Below are 16,171 nucleotides of genomic sequence, written 5' to 3'. Positions count from 1 at the left end.
GGATCGACGCCATCATCGCTGTGACGCCGATCCCAGGATCGGCCGGATCAGACCTTGGCGGCCTCGTCGGACGGATCGTCGGTTGCGCCGGCACCGGTGGTCGGTGCGGTCTCGTTCTGCTGCGACCGAACACCTTCCTCGACCTTCTTGCCGAGCTCGGGGTCGACGTTGGTCCAGTACTCGAACACTCGACTCAGGACGGGCTCGCTGACGCCGTTGAGAACGTGTCCGACGATGTTCCCGACGAGACGCTCACGCTGGGCGTCGTCCATGACCTCGCGGACCAAGGCTCCCGCTTGCACGAAGTCGCCGTCCTCGGGGTGCTCGATGTACCCGGTGCGTACGAAACGAGGCTCGAAGTCCCACGCTCCGTCGTCGCCGTACTTGTTCGTGTCCGCCGATGGGCCGCCGAACGAGTTCGGGGCGTAGACGGGCGTCTCCGGGGAGTTGAACGAGTACCGCATGTTGCCGTCCTTGGAGTACGAGTTGACCTCGGACTTCGGGGCGTTGACCGGCAGCTGCGCGTAGTTCGCTCCGATGCGGTAGCGGTGCGCGTCGGCGTAGGAGAAGACACGGCCGAGGAGCATCTTGTCGGGGCTGAAGCCGATGCCGGGCACGGTGTTGGACGGCTCGAACGAGCTCTGCTCGATCTGAGCGAAGAAGTTCTCCGGGTTGCGGTTCAAGGTCATCTTGCCGACCTCGATCAGCGGGTAATCCTTCTGCGACCAGACCTTGGTGAGGTCGAACGGGTTGTACTTGTAGTTCTCGGCATCGTCGTACGGCATGAGCTGCACCTTGAGGGTCCAGCTGGGAAAGTCGCCGTTCTTGATGGATCCGAAGAGGTCCTGACGGTGGTGGTCGGGGGACGTACCCGCGACCTCGTCCGCCTTGTCCTGCGTCAGGAAATCGATACCCTGATCGGTCTTGAAGTGGAACTTCACCCAGGTCTTCGTGCCGTCCTCGGCGATCAGCTGGTAGGTGTGCGAGCCGAATCCGTCCATGTGGCGGAACGACTTCGGGATGCCGCGGTCACCCATGAGCCACGTCACCTGGTGTGCCGACTCGGGCGAGAGAGTCCAGAAGTCCCACTGCATGTTGTTGTCACGCAGGCCGGAATCGGGCATGCGCTTCTGGCTGCGGATGAAGTCCTGGAACTTGATCGGGTCCTTGACGAAGAAGATCGGGGTGTTGTTGCCGACCAGGTCCCAGTTGCCTTCTTCGGTGTAGAACTTCAGCGAGAAACCACGCGGGTCGCGCCAGGTGTCGGGGCTGCCCTGCTCGCCCGCGACCGTGGAAAAGCGTGCCAGCATCTCGGTCTTGGCACCGGGCTGCAGAGCCTTCGCCTTGGTGTACTTGCTGATGTCTCCGGTGATCTCGAGTTCACCGAACGCGCCTGCGCCCTTGGCGTGCACGACGCGCTCCGGGACCCGCTCACGGTTGAACTGGGCCATCTTCTCGATCAGGTAGTGATCGTGCAGGAGGATCGGACCCTGCGTTCCGGCGGTGAGCGACTGATCGTCGCTGGGTACGGGGATACCCGAGTTGCTGGTGGTGGGCTTATTGATCGGCTTGGTCATACGAAGCCTCCTGATGGCTGGAGTAAAACCGGGAGGGCTGTCCCGGGGACGCGCTGAACGGCCGGACGCTGGACCGCTTCGTGGGGAGAATGCCTCGCGGGGCTGCGACATAAACCCCTGACGCGGCGACGCCTCTGGCTTTCAGCATGCCATCAATCTGGACTAAGTCAAGAAAAGAGCGGCTTTCAGGGCACCAACTGCGCTTCACCGGTTCGCATCGACCCCGACACGATCTGCAGTCCGAAATAGGTGCCCGACGGCATCCAGCGGCTCAACGTCGGTCCCGTCGCTTCCACCCGGACCCGGGCCAACCTGGCCTTACCCTTCAGACGAGCGATACCGACGGCCGAGCCGCCGTCGACCGGTTGCGCGAATCCGATGGACCCGAGCATCGGAAACTGCGGTCCGTAGCCGCGAGAATCGGTGTGCACCGACCACTCACCGCTGCTCACCCCGGCCTTTCCCAAGACTTCGCCGTCGAACTCGGCCAGCACCTTGGGCAGGTGCCAGTTGGTCCTACCGCCGTGTACGGACGTGGCGGAATCGACGGCGATGAACGGAACCGCCATCCGAGGAGTGCGACCGACGTCTCGGCGCAGTACTGGGCTCGCCAGAATCTCGCGGTACGGGCCGACGGGTGACGTCACGTAATCGACCACCATGGCCATCGTGATCGGCAGGGTTGCGGCTCCGGACGGACCGAACTCCGACGACCGTGCTCGATGCCACCAGATCGTGGCCCGGACGTTGGCGGGCCATGGCGCTGCAGGGCTGACCGGCCAGTCGGTGCGCTCGGTCTCGGACTCGGGCACGCTCCACATCAGGAGTCCCTCCCCACCACGGTCAACGGAAGCCGCAGCGCACCCGGCGCGGACACCGGTACCACCGGGCGGACCGGCTGTGTGGGTGCAACTTCCTGGTACTCGCTTCCCGCCGCGGGGCGCTTGTCGGGCTCACCCTTGTTGGGCCACAACGCCATTGCACGCTCGGCCTGCGCGGTGATGGTCAGCGACGGATTGACCCCGAGGTTGGCACTGACGGCCGAGCCGTCGAGCACATGCAATCCGTCGTAGCCGTACACACGCTGGTAGCCGTCGATCACACCGGTCTTCGGTGAGTCACCGATGGCGCAGCCGCCGAGGAAGTGCGCGGTCATCGGAATGTTGACGATCTCCGCGATCGACCCGCCCGGGTCGCCGCCGATCTTGTCGGCGAGCAACCTGATCGCTGTGTGTCCCTGCGGAATCCACTGCGGTGGTGGCTCGCCCGCACCGGGCCTGCTGGTGAGCCGGCGACCGAACGGGCCCTTCTTCGATCCGAGTTCGAGCGAGTTGTCGTCGGTCTGCATCACCAACGCGATGACGGTCCGCTCCGACCACCGGTGCACCGACAGGCTCCGCACCGCAGCGCCGGGATGACGCAGGGCGACCCCGAGGGTCTTGAGCACTCGGGGCATCTTGCCGCCGCCGTCGCTCAGCACCGTCTGCAACAGTCCGATCGCGTTGCTGCCCTTGCCGTATCGCACCGGCTCGATGTGAGTGTGGTCGTCGGGATGGAACGACGACGTGATCGCCACACCCTCGTGGTAGTCGACCTCGCGGCCGCGAGCGGTCGCGGCGAGGACCGCCTCGGAGTTGGTGCGCACCAACGAGCCGATCCTGTCCGACAACCGCGGCAGCGAACCCTTCTCCTTGGCTGCGAGCATCAGCTTCTGCGTGCCGTAGGTGCCGGCCGAGAAAATCACCTGATCGGCGGTGATGGTCTTCTCCTTGCGGCGCAGCTTCCCGCCGGTCCGACGCGTCACCACGTCGTAGCCTGCGCCGTTCGGCCGCACATCGACAACCGTGGTCAACGGAAGAACATGCGCGCCTGCATGTTCGGCCAGATAGAGGTAGTTCTTGACGAGTGTGTTCTTCGCGCCGACGCGGCAGCCCGTCATGCACGATCCACATTCGGTGCAGCCGGTACGCTCGGGCCCGGCACCACCGAAGAACGGGTCGGGAGCCGTCTTGCCGCGGTCCCCGAAGTACACGCCCACCGGCGTCGAGGTGAACGTGTCCCCCACCCCCATGTCCTCGGCCACTTCCTTCATCACCTTGTCCGAGGCGGTGATGGTGGGGTTCGTCTCGACGCCGAGCATCCGGCGCGCCTGGTCGTAGTACGGATTCAACTCGCGCTGCCAGTCGGTGATCGAACCCCACTGCGGGTCCTCGAAGAACTTCGCCGGCGGCTGGTACAGCGTGTTCGCATAGTTCAGCGAGCCACCGCCCACGCCGGCTCCTGCCATCACCAGCACATCGGGCAGCAGGTGGATACGTTGCACGCCATAGCAACCCAGCGCCGGAGCCCACAGGTACTTACGCAACCGCCAGCTGGTCTTGGGCAGCTCGTCGTCCTCGAATCGGCGACCGGATTCGAGAACTGCCACCCGGTAACCCTTCTCGACGGCCCGCAGCGCGGCAACGCTGCCGCCGAAACCGGAGCCGATGATCAATACGTCGTAGTCGCTCATGCGGATACCACCTCGTGGTCTGATTCGGGGTTGTCTGGTTCGAGAGTGTCGGAGACGATTCGGTAGTTCGAGACATCGAACTCTCGCGTCTTGTTGCGGAACCGGAATGTGTAGGTAGGCCACATCGTGGAGTTGCGACCGTTGGCGTCGAGGTACCAACTCGAGCAGCCGCCGGCGTTCCACACGGTGCCGTCGAGCGCGGAGTCGACCCACGAATTGTGCTGCCGCTGAGCCGATTCGTTGACCTCGACGGCCGCAATCCTGCGATCCTTCATTTCGTTCAGCGCGGAGACCACGTAGTTGGCCTGCGACTCGAGCATGTACACGATGGAGCTGTGCCCGAGGTTGGTGTTGGGGCCGTACATCAGGAACAGGTTCGGGAACCCGGCGACGGTGGTACCGAGGTGCGCCTGCGGGCTACCGCCCCAACGTTCCGCGAGGGTGCGACCGTCGTTGCCGCGCAACAGATGCGACACCGGCGGCTCGGTGGGAGTGAACCCCGTCGCGAAGATGATCGTATCCACCTCGTGATTGCGACCCGAGGCGTCGACCACGCCGTTCTCGGTCACCGACGTCAGGCCCGACGTCACGAGATCGACGTCCGGACGGTCGAGCGTCCGGAGCCAATCATTGGACAGCAGAAGCCTTTTGCAGCCGGGGGCGTAGTCCGGGGTCAGAGCGGCCCGCGTCGCGGGATTCTTGACCTGCCGCTTCAGGTTGGCTTTGGCGAAAACCTTCACCGCGGGCAGCATCCATGGATTGTCGGCCAGAACCGTCACATAGGCCTCGCGATAGCCGTAGATGATGCCGCGCACCGCACGATGGGCCGCAGGAATCTTCTCGTACAGCGTTCTTTCGAGCCGGCCGATGGTGCGATCGAGTCGCGGGATCACCCAGGCGGGGGTGCGCTGGAAGACGGTGAGGCGCTGCGCGCGGTCGACGATCTCGGGGACGAACTGCACCGCAGACGCTCCGGTGCCGATGACGGCGACGCGCTCACCGGTGAGGTCGTGCTCGTGATTCCAGGTGGCGGAATGGAATACGGTGCCGGAGAACGCTTCGATACCGGGTACGTCCGGAATCTTCGGAGTGGACAGCGCTCCGGTGGCGGCAACCAGCACCCGCGCGCTCGTTGCGCCCTTCGACGTCTGCACCGACCACCGCGAGTTGCTCGAATCCCAGGTGGCACTCTGCAATTCGCAGTCGGTGACGATCCTGCGCTGTAGTCCCAGCCGCTCCACCACAGATTTCAGATAGGAGAACAGTTCCGGCTGGCGCGCGAAGGTATGGCTCCACTCGGGGCTCGGCGCGAACGAGAACGAGTAGAGCGAGGTGGGCACATCGCAGGCGCACCCCGGGTAGGTGTTGTCTCGCCACGTGCCGCCCACATCGGATGCACGCTCGATGACGGTGACGTCGGCGGCCGGGTCTGCGGCGAGGATCTTCGCCACCGCCGCCAGACCGGCGAACCCGGCTCCCACGACGAGGATGTCCACGCGCTGCTCGAGACTCATGACGTCATCACCTTTTCGGACCAGATCGGAAGGAGCCGCTCACGCAGTTGCGCGTCGGCCTCGGGAGTACGGAACAGCGCCGAGACGGCCAGGCCGCGGGCGAGTTCGACACTGAGCTCGATGGATTCGGGCGACATCTTGCTACCCATGACGATCTGGGCGCCACCCTGAATGGCCTCGGCGACGCGTCGTTCGAGGGGGATCATCGCCTCGTGCAGCGCCGGATCCGTACGGGCCGCTACCCAGAGTTCGAGGGCGGCGTAGAACAGGGGCCCGGAGAACGCGTCGGCGAGAATCTCGGGTCCTCGCGCCGGATCGGGTTCGGCCTCGAGGATCTCCGAGAGCCTGCGGTCGACCAGGTGCTCGATGGCCGCGATCACCAACGACTCCTTGGACGGAAAGTGGTGCAATTGCGCTCCCCGAGACACACCGGCGCGCCGCGCTATTTCCTGCGTGCTGGTCTTGGCGAAGCCCAGTTCGACGAGACTGTCGATCGCGGCGTCGAGCAGCTTCGCGCGGGTTCCCGCGGTGCGCTCTGCCTGCGTGCGTCTCCCGGTCGGCTCGGCGTCGTTCAATCCTGTGTCGGTAGTCACACTTCGCACAGTAGCGCTAAAACAACAAACAGTCCAGCCTGACTTTAAGTTTCTGTTCGGCCGTCAGATGCAGGCCTGGGCCCCGTCCATCACACCGTGCCGGAACGCCTCGACGCGCAGGAACCCACTGCCCTGACGGGACTCGTCACCGTCACCGCGGAAGAGCAGCAGCGACGCGATCGCCTCGTCCAGGTCCCCGGGCGAGAGCGTGTATCCGCTGGTGGGACGGTTCTGCAGCAACACGCTGGCCGCCCAGCTCCCGGCAAAGCAGTCGCCCTGCAAGGACGTGTCCTGGGTGTCGGCGTCGATCCCTGCGTGGGCCATCCCCGCCAACCCGTATTGCGTCGCGATGAGCGCCGCGACGGCAAAATCCCCACCCTGCTCGTAGAACCGCGGCATCGCGTCGACGGCGTCGAACCCCACGTAGTCGTCGGGCACGCAGTAGAACAGCACATAACCGGAGGCAGACTGGCCACCACAGTCGGGCGCATCGGACGGGTCGAAGGCAACGACCGGCTTCAGTGGCTCCCACGGCCGGCCCGTCAGCTCCGGGAAGAGCACGCTCCAGTAATCCTCGAGATCTTTCGGTACACCGTCGATGATCTGCTCGAGCGGAGCGTCGCCGCCCCGATCGGCGTCGGACTGGCTGGTGAACGGCAGCTGCAGGACGGGAGGCGAGCCGTCGACGTACGGTTTGCAGTCCATCGGGCCGCCGTCGAACCCGGTCTGGAACGAGCTGACGCGGTCGAAGCCGCTGCCGTGGGCGGAATCGCTCTCGGCCGAACTACCCGGCTCATCACGTAAGTACAGGAAACCGGCCAGAGCACTGTCGAGTTCGGCCTGCGACGGATCGAAGGCGGTGGCGTCGGACACCGCATGAGCCGCCCACGCTCCCGCGAAGCAGTCGGCGTGAATTTCACTGGTGACGGTCATGCCCTCGAAGTTGGCCCTGGCCTGGATCGCGTGCCCCCACTCGTGGGCCATCACGACGGGAATCACGAAGTCGCCGAACCGTTGCTGGAGATCGGGGAGCAAACCTTCGCTGTCCCACGCCACTACGTCGGCGCTGGGGCAGTAGAAGGCGTTGCCCGCGATATCGTCGGCCGAGGACGCACACGGCGGCACATCGCCGGAAGACGGGACGACGGCATAGAAGCCACCGCTGACGGGTCTGTAGTCGCTGCCGTACACAGCGGGGAATTGCTCGGCCCAATACGACTGCAGATCATCGATCGCGGCGGCGACAATTTCGTTCACCGGATCGGACGCATCGCCCACCATTCCGGCGGATGCGGGCGCGTCACCTGCCGCCGCCTGGGGTGTCGATTCTGTTGTGCTGGAGCCGAATTGCGCCGAGCCACCGCACGCGGACAAGGCCAACGCCACTACGCCGACCACCGCGAACGTCTTCACTACTGACCTCATGGCTGCAGACGCTAACCAGCGAGGATTGGAAATCGATTGGAAGGTGCGCCCCACTTTCCAATCCATTTCCAATGTCACGGTTCTACGATCCGGTCGGTTCGATCCCTGCTGTAGCGACCTGAATGCTGTATCCGAACGAACGAAAGAGGACCGATGACACTCTCTAATATTGGCGTTCGTGGGGCCGCATGTGCTGCCGTGGTGATACTCGGGATCACCGCCGCCGGATGCAGCAGTAGCTCCGACACGGCAACGGCCACGACCTCGGCAGCCGCAACCACGACGACGGAGGCAGCCGCGACCACGACGGTCAAGAAGCTGGCGCCCGCCACCACCACCGAAGCCCCCGCCGGCCCCAACCCCACCATCGCCGACTACATCGTCGAAGCGGGCCTGACCGAAATCCCCGTCACCCGTGACGATCCCACCGCGCCCACCATCAACCTCGCCATCCCGGAAGGCTGGGTGGACGCGGCCGAACAGACCCCCGAGTGGGCCTACGGTGCGATCATCTACCCGGAGGTCGCCGCCGACGAACGCACCCCGAGCATGATCGCGATCGTCTCCAAGCTCGAAGGCGACGTCGATCCCCAGGCCATCATCGACTATGCCCCAGGCGAATTGATGAACCTTCCCCAGTTCACTCCATCCGGGGAAGGTGCCGTGTCGACGTTGTCGGGCTTCCCGGCGTACCAGATCGCCGGAACCTACGTCGACGAGACAGGGGCCGAGCTGGTGTCGGCGCAGAAGACCGCGATCATCACCGGGCAGGACGGCTACTACATCCTGCAGATCAACGTCGACGGCAGCGTCGATCAGTTCGACCTACTGGTCGACGCCACCACCCAGGTGGACGACCAGACCGTCATCACCCCGTAATTCGTTGCCGAGCACGGTGATCGGAGCTGGGACGCTCCGATCACCGTGAGACAGGTTTGCCAATGTCTACAGCACCGCCGAGCACTGTCTCGCCATTGAGCATCGGACCCGACGAGCCGTATTCGGAGCCCAAACGCTTTCTCCGCAAGCTGAATCCACTGCGCTGGGTGGCGCTGGCGAACGGCACACCCGTGGTGCTGAAACAGATACTTCAGCTGGGGCTGCTCATCGTGTGGCCGGTGTGGTTCGTGTGGGTGATCATCCGTGCCGTGTGCTTCTTCGCCTTCTTGCTGCTGCTCTACCCCGTCCGAGCGAATCAGAAGAAGAACCACCCCGAGGACTACGCCCGAGCACAGGCGCGGCGACTACCCTGACGCGCTCGGCTACTGCCGAATATCATTGCTCGGTAACTTGTTTCATCGAATACCCGCAGCCGAGAGTACGGCCGCGAAGCCCTCTTGCAGATCCCTGACGAAGTAGGTGGGATCTTCCAGCGAAGGAAAGTGTCCCCCATTCTCGGGAGTCCTCCATCGGACGATCTGCCGAAATCGGTACTGAGCCCACGGCCGAGGATTCTTCTCGATATCGCGCGGATACGTGGTGATCGCCGCAGGAACGTCGACCCGCAGGTCCGGATCGAGGGAGTTGTGGCTTTCGTAGTAGATCCGAGCCGACGACGCTCCGGAGCGCGTGAGCCAGTACAGGGTTACGTTGTCCAGCAGTCGGCCCCTGGAGATCACCTCGAACGGGCTGTCCTCGGTATCCGTCCACTCCGCGAATTTATCGAGGATCCACGCGAGCAACCCGACCGGGGAGTCGACGAGTGAGTATCCGATCGTTTGCGGCCGGGTCGCCTGCTGCTTCGCGTACGCACAGTGGTGCCGCCGGAAATTTTCGGAGTCCTCGGTCCAACGGCGCTCGTCGGGAGTGAGCGCTTCTGTCGGCATCCCCGGTGGCGGTTGCGCGAGAGTTGTGTGGATTCCGATGACATGCTCCGGAAACCGGCCACCGAGGATCGTGGTGATCACGCCTCCCCAATCGCCACCGTGGGCGAGAAACCGGTCGTAGCCCAGCCTGTGCATCAACTCGACCCACGCGGACGCGATCTTCTCGGTTCCCCACCCGGTGGCAGTCGGCTTGTCGCTGCAACCGAAGCCGGGCAGAGACGGGATCACCACGTGGAACGCCGGTGCCTTGGCATCTCGGGGATCTGCCAACTCGTTTACGATGTCGACGAATTCGACGCAACTGCCCGGCCAGCCATGGGTCATGATCAGTGGGGTGGCATCCGCGCGTGCCGATCGTCGGTGCAAGAAGTGAATGCCGACGCCGTCGATCGTCGTGCGCCACTGGCCGACTCGATCGAGTCGTTCCTCGAACGATCGCCAGTCGTAGTCGGTGTGCCAATAGTCGACGGTCTCGACGAGGTCGGCCAGAGGGACGCCTTGTTCCCATCGGCCCGTGCCGGACGACACCGTCTCCGCGTCCGGAAGGCGTGCAGCCTTCAATCGCGCACGTAGATCGTCGAGGTCCGCGTCGGACGCCCGGAACTCGAATGCATGCACCTGCGTGGAGTTGAGTGTCGTCATGGGGTCTCCTTGATTGGAACCGGCTTAGCCAGTTCTACATCTCCAGGTGACCTCTGCGCAACCGGCTAAGCTGGTTCCTATGGCTGCAGAGTTTCCCGACTTCCGCCCCGGCAGCGTGCTGTCCACCGCGTTCACCGGGACACTGACCGAGCGACGCGGCGACCCGCTGGAACGAATCCCGGTGCCGCACCGGTTCGTCGACTGGTTGGCACTGAACGGGCTCTCCGTGGACAACTGCACCGCGGCCCAACTGGACCTGGCTCTGGAACTGCGAGAAGCGATACACCTCGCCGCGACGGCAGCAGCGGTCCACGAGGCCCTGCCCGCGTCGGCCATCCAGGTCGTCAACGACCACAGCGTTCGGGGCAACGCGTCGGCGGTCTTGACGTCAGAGGGCACAAGCCGATGGACGTTGAACTCGGAGTCGGCAGTCGAGGACGCCCTGGGGGTCATCGCTGCCGACGCCATCAGCATCATCGCCGGCGAGCGGGACGGAAAGTTGGCGCTGTGCGCATCGCCCACCTGCCGAGCCGCGTTCTTCGACACCAGCCAGAGCCGTAGCCGCAAGTGGTGCGACATGAACACGTGCGGAAATCGTCAGAAGAAGGCGCGGTTCGTTGCCAATCAGCGTCGTAATTCCGTGTGAGTCGATCGACCGTGCAGCAGTTTGCGCCGACGAGCCGCGGGCAATTCTGCCGCTATGCCTCTCGCCTCCCACGGACGCTTCGACTACTCCCCCATCGTCGATCGGCCACAATTCGAGTGGCCGGGTGGCGCGCGCCTCGCCGTGTACATCGCCGTCAACTGCGAACACTTTCCCTACGACGACGGCGAACCCGGACTCGGATACACGCCCGCGATGGATCAGCCCAACACCTACAACTGGGGCTGGCGTGAGTACGGGAACCGCGTGGGTGGTTTTCGGATCGCAGAGACGTTGCAGCAGAGCGGAGTTCGCCCGACTCTCCTCGTGAACACCGAGGTGTACGAGCATGCCCCACAGCTGGTCGACGCCTTCCGTGGGCTCGGCGCGGAAGTCGTCGCGCACGGCCGAACCAATGCCGTCCAACCGAACGAGCTGGCCGAGGACTCCGAGCGCCGCTCGATAGACGAGGTGACGACCGCTATCGAGCGTCACGAAGGCTCGCCGCCTCGCGGATGGATGAGCCCCGGGGCCAATCCCAGCCGCGTGACCGAGGACCTGCTCGCCGAACGCGGTTACGCGTACACCTTGGATTGGCCGATCGACGATCAGCCGGTGTGGCTGAAGACCCGCGGCGGCCCGTTGCTGAGCATCCCGTATCCGCACGAGGTCAACGATCTGCCGATGTTCGTGCACCACCACCAGACCGCAGAAGCGTTCGAGCACAACATCATCGACAGCTTCGACGAGCTGAAGGAGAACTCGACGCACCAACCCGTGGTGCTGGCGATCTCCCTGCACACATTTCTCACCGGACAGCCCTACAGACTTCGACGGTTCCGCTCGGCTCTGAGGCATATGACCGCCAACGGTGACGGCGTCTGGTTCACCACTCCCGGCGACATCGCGGCGCACTATCGAGGGCTGGTACCTCCGCCCTAGGTCGGTTGTCGACCCGTGAGCGACGGGTATACGACGGACTGTCCACCGCTGGGGCGGCGGGGGACCTAGTCCCGTGAGCGGCCACCGATTGGCGAGGTGCTCAGTTCTCTGGTCGACGCGGCGTTGGCCCGAGTGACCATGCATGCCGGTCGTGCCCCGCGGACGACAGCCCGGCGATGACGCTCGGGTGAGCGAGAGAACCTTGGGCACAAGCGATTCCTGGCCCGTCCGTGCTCATCGACAGCACCGTGCTCACGGGGAGGCCGCACGACGAAGCCCAGGCCGATGGCCGCACGGCCGGCGCAGGGCTCGCATGGGAATTGCTTGGGCGGTCGAGTGGAGCGTCCGGTGTAATCAGGCTGCGCGTCGTTTTCGTCGGTGGTAGGTGGGGATGGGTTGTCTTCGGGGGTCGACGGATTCGGGTGGGATGACATACGGGTGTCCGTCCTCGCCCATGATCAGTTGCCAGTCGCCGTGGTGGACGAGGCGGTGGCATTCCCCGCAGACCAACGCGAGGTTGTTCAGATCGGTTACGCCGCCGTCTTCCCAGAACTTCACGTGGTGGGCCTGGCACCACTGCGCGGGGCGGCCACACATCACGCAGCAGGTATCGCGGATGGTCAGGGCGATGCGTTGGTCGTCGCTGGCGAGTCTGGTGGTGCGTCCGAGCGCGAGCGGGACGCCGTGGTCGTCGACGATGACCGGGGTCAGGTCGGCGTCGCAGGTGAGGAGTTCGGTAAGGAAGCGACTGATCGGGCCGGTCCAGTCGAGGTGGAACGGCCAGTCGGCGTCGCCCGGCTCCGGCGCAGACTTCTGCCCGGCACCACCACCACCGGCACCATTACCGTCGGCTGCTTCTCCGCGGCGAGCATCGGCGTCGCCCGGCTCGGGCGCAGACCTCTGCCCGCCGCCATCACCACCGTTTGGTGCTCCGCCGCGAGCATCGGTATCGCCTCGGGCAGCGCCATCAGAACGCCCGCCAGTGGGACCGGTGCTGTCACCCTCTTCGTGACGCACTGCATCAACGCTTGAACCGACCCTGTCGTAGCCGGCACCGGTTCTCGTCGAATCCGTTGTTGTACTTCCGGGTTGCTCTTTGCCGCCGTGGGCGAGCAGGTCCCGCAGTGGAACGATCAGGTGCACCGACGCCCGCGACCCGCCCGCCGACCCGCGGCCACCGCCGCGCAGGTGCCGGTCGAGGATCTGATCGAGTGCATCGGCTCGCCGCTTCGACGGGCTACGTGGATCGCGCTCGCCACCGGGACCGGGCCGCGGCGCCGTCAACGCCGACAGGGCGGTGAGCAGCTTCTCGGCCAGCAATCGGTCGGCGTTGCCACCGAATTGATAACGACCGTTCGCGAGAGGATGAAGATCGAACCGGTTCAGGTCCGGGTTCTCCGACACCGGTGCCGGCGCGGGAGTCGGCGGAACCGGCTCGGGTGCAGGCGGTTCCGGATCGGGCAGCCTACCGCTTGGAGTCGCTGAATGATCGCTCCGCCCCGCCTGATCTTGACGCTCCTGCTCCCGCTCTTCCTGCTCTCGTTGTTGTTGCTCGCGTCGGTCCTTCTCGTGCCGAGCTCGGGCGTCGTCGGCCGCAGAGTGCGCCAGTGCTTGCGCACGTGAGGTGACCTGACCGGCGGTGTTGCGTATCGCAGTCTCGAGGAGTTCGGCGACGATTGCGTCGCGTCGTTGCTCGTCGAGGGTGGGGTCGGCCAGCAGGACGACGTCGTAGCCCTCGGCGATTGCTGCGGCGTGCGCGGCATGGATCCGACCATCGGCGAGGGCGTCGAGCACGGTGTGGTGATCGTGCAGCCAGTACCCCAGTGCGTTCTGGCGGGCGGCTGATCCGTCGGTGATCCGAACCGATCGGGCGTACCAGCGGGTGACGGACGAGTGACCGAGTTTCATTGCCAAGCCGCGTCGGTCGATTTCAGCGAGCAGCGTCAATCTGGTTGCAGCGAGTGCGTTTTCGAGGGAGGTCACGTCAGCGAGCTCGGAGACCAATTCCTGGTCCGCGAGCTCGAACACATCCCCCCATGTCTTCACACCACGAAAGCTATACCCACCCACCGACACACTTTTTCGACAACGGCTTTACAACGCTCGCATGCTGTTGTTCCGGGCGTTGTGAGTGAGCTCGGCCAGGCCGAGCTCTTCGAGGAGCGGCGGCAGGTACATCCCGAACCGGCCGCGGTATCCGTTCCTGAGCCCGTACCAACCGCCGACCGGGTTGTCCTCTGAGCGCCCCCACGCTTCGACCGTGTCAGGAGCAGCCGGCTTCTTCTCGTCTGCGGCACCGAGCAGTACCCAGTCGGCACGTTCGGTGAGCCAGCCGTGCAAATCCTCGATTGCCTCGATGCGGTATCGCAGTGTCGTCGACCCCACCTGGCATACGAGGGCAGGCGGCTCGTGGTCGGGATCGCGGTACATGGTGTACGCCGAGGTGCCGGGGGCGGTGGTGAGAGCCCACGGGTCGGATTTGGTTCCGCTGCTCATGGCCGGGGTCCGTTCCGTTGTCGCAGTCGGCCGATGGGCAGAAATCTCGACCGAGCACGGTGATTGCCTTACGCGGCTCGGTCAGTGTGGGCCGACCGGACGGTGAACGCAACCAGCTACCGACCCCTGACTACGTCACGGAGCGACGGTGCGGTACCGCAGCATCATTTCGTGGTCCTCGTGATCGAGCATGTGGCAGTGCCACATGTACCCCTGCAATTCGGACGGACCCGAAGCCGGCATGTCATGACCGCCCATGTCGTGGCCGCTCATATCGCCACCGCCGTGGTGCGCGGCCGGTCCCGCGAAGGTGGCGTCGGGGTCGAACCCGAGTTCGTCGGCCGTCGGGAATCGGACGAGGATCTGGGTGACGGTGCCCGGGTACGTGTTGACGGTGTCCTTCCACCCGGCTTCCCAGGTAGCCGGCGGCACCGATGGACCGGTGAGGAACTTCTCCACCGGCGGAGCCCATCTGGTGCCGAACGTGGGCCGGGGAAAGTCGCGTTGGTACGCGGCGAGGTCGATCGGAATACGTCCCAGCGTCCGAAAGTGCGCCAGGTGCAGGTGAATCGGGTGTGGTTCGACCGTCGTGTTGACGATGTTCCACATCTCCACGGTGCCCTGCTTCGGCATCTCGATGTCCGGGTCGGAGTACCGCAGGTTGTTCAGGTTCATCAGCGTCATGTCCAGGTTCAGCCCACTGGAGGGCTGGTTCACGGTGACGGTGCGGGTAAAGGTGGGGGTCGGCAACGCGGGCAACACATCCGGCTGCCCCTTTCCTCCGCGCAGCAACGACGGCATACCGCCCCGGAACCCCGCCGTGGACGCGACGCGGAACTGGCAGAACATCGGCATCGGGACAGCTCCGAGCGACGCCGCCTGAGCCGGTGGCGGTTCGTCGTTGAGCAACTCGACCAACGCCCCTGCTTCGACGGCGCCGAAGTCGACGAGGATGTCGGCGCGTTCAGCAGGCGCAAGGCGGATGCTGGTGGTTTCCACCGGGGCGTCGAGCAATCCCCCGTCGTTCCCGATGACCCAGAAGCGTAACTTGTTGGTGAAGAACAGGTTCCACACACTGTACGACCCGGCGTTGACCAGGCGCAGCCGGTACATGCCGCGGGCGACTTCCATCGTCGGCCAGATCTTGCCGTTCACGACGCCCACGTCGCCGGTGCCGCCGCCTTCCCACTTACCCTGCGGGACGGTGATGTTGGAACGGATGCTCATGCTGCCGTCGGGATTCATGATCTTTTCCTGCAGCACCAGCGGCAGCTCGAACTCACCCGAGGGCAGTCCGAGGGCGTTGTCTGAAGTGCCGGTGTCCCAACGGTCTCGGACGAGGTTCATGCCGAGCAGGCCTGCATAGACGTTGATGCGCGTCATCGACATGGCGTGGTCGTGGTACCAGAGTCCTGCGGCGTCGTTGAGACCCGGGAAGTTGTGCGTCATCGACTCGCCCGGGCGCACCAGCATCTCCGAGTGACCGTCGCTCGCCGGCTCGGTGATGCTGCCGTGCAGGTGGAGCGACGTCGGCGTCATCGTGCGATCCATCTCGCTCATGCCGTGCAGCGAGGTGTCGATGTCGGCGGCGAGAGGGTTACCGGCGGTGGTGTTCGAGTACTTCAGCGTCCAGGGCTGGCCTTGCTGCGACTCGATGGTGGGCCCGAGGTAGTCGCACCGGCCGTAGCCGAACGTGGGACCGGGTCGCAGATCGGCATGGAAGGCGTGAGTGGAGCTGTGTGCGTCGAGCGTGACCTCGGTACCGCTGATGAGCGGCAATCGCGGGAGTTCGTCACGGAACGGCGTCAGCGGCGGCGAATGGAAGAGGAGAGGACTCTGCCCACGGAGGAAGTCGTCGGCCAGTGCTCGACGGGTCGTCGATGCCACGGGTAATGCTGCTGCGCCGGCTGCCACTGCGGCGACGGCCAGCCCACGCAGGGCGGTTCGTCTGGACACGGAGCCGCTCACCCGGCCACCTTCCTCCTGGTTGTGATTGGGCCC

Annotated in this window: 14 protein-coding genes; 4 read left to right on the top strand and 10 right to left on the bottom strand. The window is 65.0% G+C overall.

Annotation, left to right across the window (positions count from 1 at the left end):
- Window positions 1-47 precede the first annotated feature (47 nt).
- From BH93_RS04120 to BH93_RS04095, 6 genes are all read right to left on the bottom strand, one after another.
- Window positions 48-1,577 carry a catalase gene (locus BH93_RS04120; RefSeq protein WP_037175981.1) on the bottom strand — a complete coding sequence of 510 codons (1,530 nt, stop codon included), beginning with the start codon at window positions 1,575-1,577 and terminating at the stop codon, window positions 48-50.
- A 185-nt stretch (window positions 1,578-1,762) separates the two neighbouring features.
- Window positions 1,763-2,398 (bottom strand): acetoacetate decarboxylase family protein, encoded by a 636-nt coding sequence (locus tag BH93_RS04115; protein ID WP_037175980.1) that lies wholly within the window; start codon window positions 2,396-2,398, stop codon window positions 1,763-1,765.
- Window positions 2,398-4,089: a GMC oxidoreductase gene (locus BH93_RS04110; protein ID WP_037175978.1), complete on the bottom strand. Its 1,692-nt coding sequence runs from the start codon at window positions 4,087-4,089 to the stop codon at window positions 2,398-2,400. Before BH93_RS04110 ends, BH93_RS04115 begins: the two co-directional genes overlap by 1 nt.
- Window positions 4,086-5,603 carry a flavin-containing monooxygenase gene (locus BH93_RS04105; protein WP_037175976.1) on the bottom strand — a complete coding sequence of 506 codons (1,518 nt, stop codon included), beginning with the start codon at window positions 5,601-5,603 and terminating at the stop codon, window positions 4,086-4,088. The genes BH93_RS04110 and BH93_RS04105 overlap by 4 nt, the downstream gene beginning before the upstream one ends.
- Window positions 5,600-6,205, bottom strand: a complete 606-nt coding sequence (locus BH93_RS04100) for a TetR/AcrR family transcriptional regulator (protein ID WP_155291062.1) — start codon at window positions 6,203-6,205, stop codon at window positions 5,600-5,602. The genes BH93_RS04105 and BH93_RS04100 overlap by 4 nt, the downstream gene beginning before the upstream one ends.
- Before the next feature lie 54 nt (window positions 6,206-6,259).
- On the bottom strand, window positions 6,260-7,621 hold the full coding sequence (locus BH93_RS04095) for a neutral zinc metallopeptidase (RefSeq protein ID WP_037175974.1): 1,362 nt from the start codon (window positions 7,619-7,621) through the stop codon (window positions 6,260-6,262).
- A 153-nt stretch (window positions 7,622-7,774) separates the two neighbouring features.
- Between BH93_RS04095 and BH93_RS04090 the strand changes: the two genes are divergently transcribed.
- Both BH93_RS04090 and BH93_RS04085 read left to right on the top strand, forming a co-directional pair.
- On the top strand, window positions 7,775-8,500 hold the full coding sequence (locus tag BH93_RS04090; RefSeq protein WP_037175972.1) for an LpqN/LpqT family lipoprotein: 726 nt from the start codon (window positions 7,775-7,777) through the stop codon (window positions 8,498-8,500).
- Between the two features lie 62 nt (window positions 8,501-8,562).
- On the top strand, window positions 8,563-8,874 hold the full coding sequence (locus tag BH93_RS04085) for a hypothetical protein (RefSeq protein ID WP_052065534.1): 312 nt from the start codon (window positions 8,563-8,565) through the stop codon (window positions 8,872-8,874).
- A 42-nt stretch (window positions 8,875-8,916) separates the two neighbouring features.
- Here the strand turns inward: BH93_RS04085 and BH93_RS04080 are convergent, their stop codons facing one another.
- Window positions 8,917-10,089, bottom strand: coding sequence for an epoxide hydrolase family protein (locus tag BH93_RS04080; RefSeq protein WP_037175970.1), 1,173 nt, complete (start codon window positions 10,087-10,089; stop codon window positions 8,917-8,919).
- A 79-nt stretch (window positions 10,090-10,168) separates the two neighbouring features.
- Between BH93_RS04080 and BH93_RS04075 the strand changes: the two genes are divergently transcribed.
- Both BH93_RS04075 and BH93_RS04070 read left to right on the top strand, forming a co-directional pair.
- Window positions 10,169-10,735, top strand: a complete 567-nt coding sequence (locus tag BH93_RS04075; RefSeq protein WP_037175968.1) for a CGNR zinc finger domain-containing protein — start codon at window positions 10,169-10,171, stop codon at window positions 10,733-10,735.
- A 54-nt stretch (window positions 10,736-10,789) separates the two neighbouring features.
- Window positions 10,790-11,674 carry a polysaccharide deacetylase family protein gene (locus BH93_RS04070; RefSeq protein WP_037175966.1) on the top strand — a complete coding sequence of 295 codons (885 nt, stop codon included), beginning with the start codon at window positions 10,790-10,792 and terminating at the stop codon, window positions 11,672-11,674.
- 354 nt (window positions 11,675-12,028) lie between these two features.
- On the opposite strand, the gene BH93_RS04065 is transcribed toward BH93_RS04070, so the two are convergent.
- From BH93_RS04065 to BH93_RS04055, 3 genes are all read right to left on the bottom strand, one after another.
- Window positions 12,029-13,720 carry an HNH endonuclease signature motif containing protein gene (locus tag BH93_RS04065; protein WP_242459116.1) on the bottom strand — a complete coding sequence of 564 codons (1,692 nt, stop codon included), beginning with the start codon at window positions 13,718-13,720 and terminating at the stop codon, window positions 12,029-12,031.
- Window positions 13,721-13,768: 48 nt separating this feature from the next.
- Window positions 13,769-14,170, bottom strand: coding sequence for a DUF6855 family protein (locus BH93_RS04060; RefSeq protein WP_037175964.1), 402 nt, complete (start codon window positions 14,168-14,170; stop codon window positions 13,769-13,771).
- 135 nt (window positions 14,171-14,305) lie between these two features.
- Complete coding sequence (locus BH93_RS04055; RefSeq protein WP_037175961.1) at window positions 14,306-16,138, bottom strand: multicopper oxidase family protein; 1,833 nt, start codon at window positions 16,136-16,138, stop codon at window positions 14,306-14,308.
- Between the last annotated feature and the right edge of the window lie 33 nt (window positions 16,139-16,171).

The organism is Rhodococcoides fascians A25f (genome assembly GCF_000760935.2).
Classification (GTDB): domain Bacteria; phylum Actinomycetota; class Actinomycetes; order Mycobacteriales; family Mycobacteriaceae; genus Rhodococcoides.
The sequence above is the reverse complement of the archived record's forward strand: the minus strand, read 5'-3'. Positions and strand labels throughout refer to the sequence as shown.

Excerpts from the sequence above, each read along its gene's own strand:
- BH93_RS04120 (WP_037175981.1), bottom strand. The coding sequence starts at position 1,577 with ATGACCAAGCCGATCAATAAGCCCACCACCAGCAACTCGGGTATCCCC.
- BH93_RS04115 (WP_037175980.1), bottom strand. The coding sequence starts at position 2,398 with ATGTGGAGCGTGCCCGAGTCCGAGACCGAGCGCACCGACTGGCCGGTC.
- BH93_RS04110 (WP_037175978.1), bottom strand. The coding sequence starts at position 4,089 with ATGAGCGACTACGACGTATTGATCATCGGCTCCGGTTTCGGCGGCAGC.
- BH93_RS04105 (WP_037175976.1), bottom strand. The coding sequence starts at position 5,603 with ATGAGTCTCGAGCAGCGCGTGGACATCCTCGTCGTGGGAGCCGGGTTC.
- BH93_RS04095 (WP_037175974.1), bottom strand. The coding sequence starts at position 7,621 with ATGAGGTCAGTAGTGAAGACGTTCGCGGTGGTCGGCGTAGTGGCGTTG.
- BH93_RS04090 (WP_037175972.1), top strand. The coding sequence starts at position 7,775 with ATGACACTCTCTAATATTGGCGTTCGTGGGGCCGCATGTGCTGCCGTG.
- BH93_RS04085 (WP_052065534.1), top strand. The coding sequence starts at position 8,563 with ATGTCTACAGCACCGCCGAGCACTGTCTCGCCATTGAGCATCGGACCC.
- BH93_RS04080 (WP_037175970.1), bottom strand. The coding sequence starts at position 10,089 with ATGACGACACTCAACTCCACGCAGGTGCATGCATTCGAGTTCCGGGCG.
- BH93_RS04075 (WP_037175968.1), top strand. The coding sequence starts at position 10,169 with ATGGCTGCAGAGTTTCCCGACTTCCGCCCCGGCAGCGTGCTGTCCACC.
- BH93_RS04070 (WP_037175966.1), top strand. The coding sequence starts at position 10,790 with ATGCCTCTCGCCTCCCACGGACGCTTCGACTACTCCCCCATCGTCGAT.
- BH93_RS04060 (WP_037175964.1), bottom strand. The coding sequence starts at position 14,170 with ATGAGCAGCGGAACCAAATCCGACCCGTGGGCTCTCACCACCGCCCCC.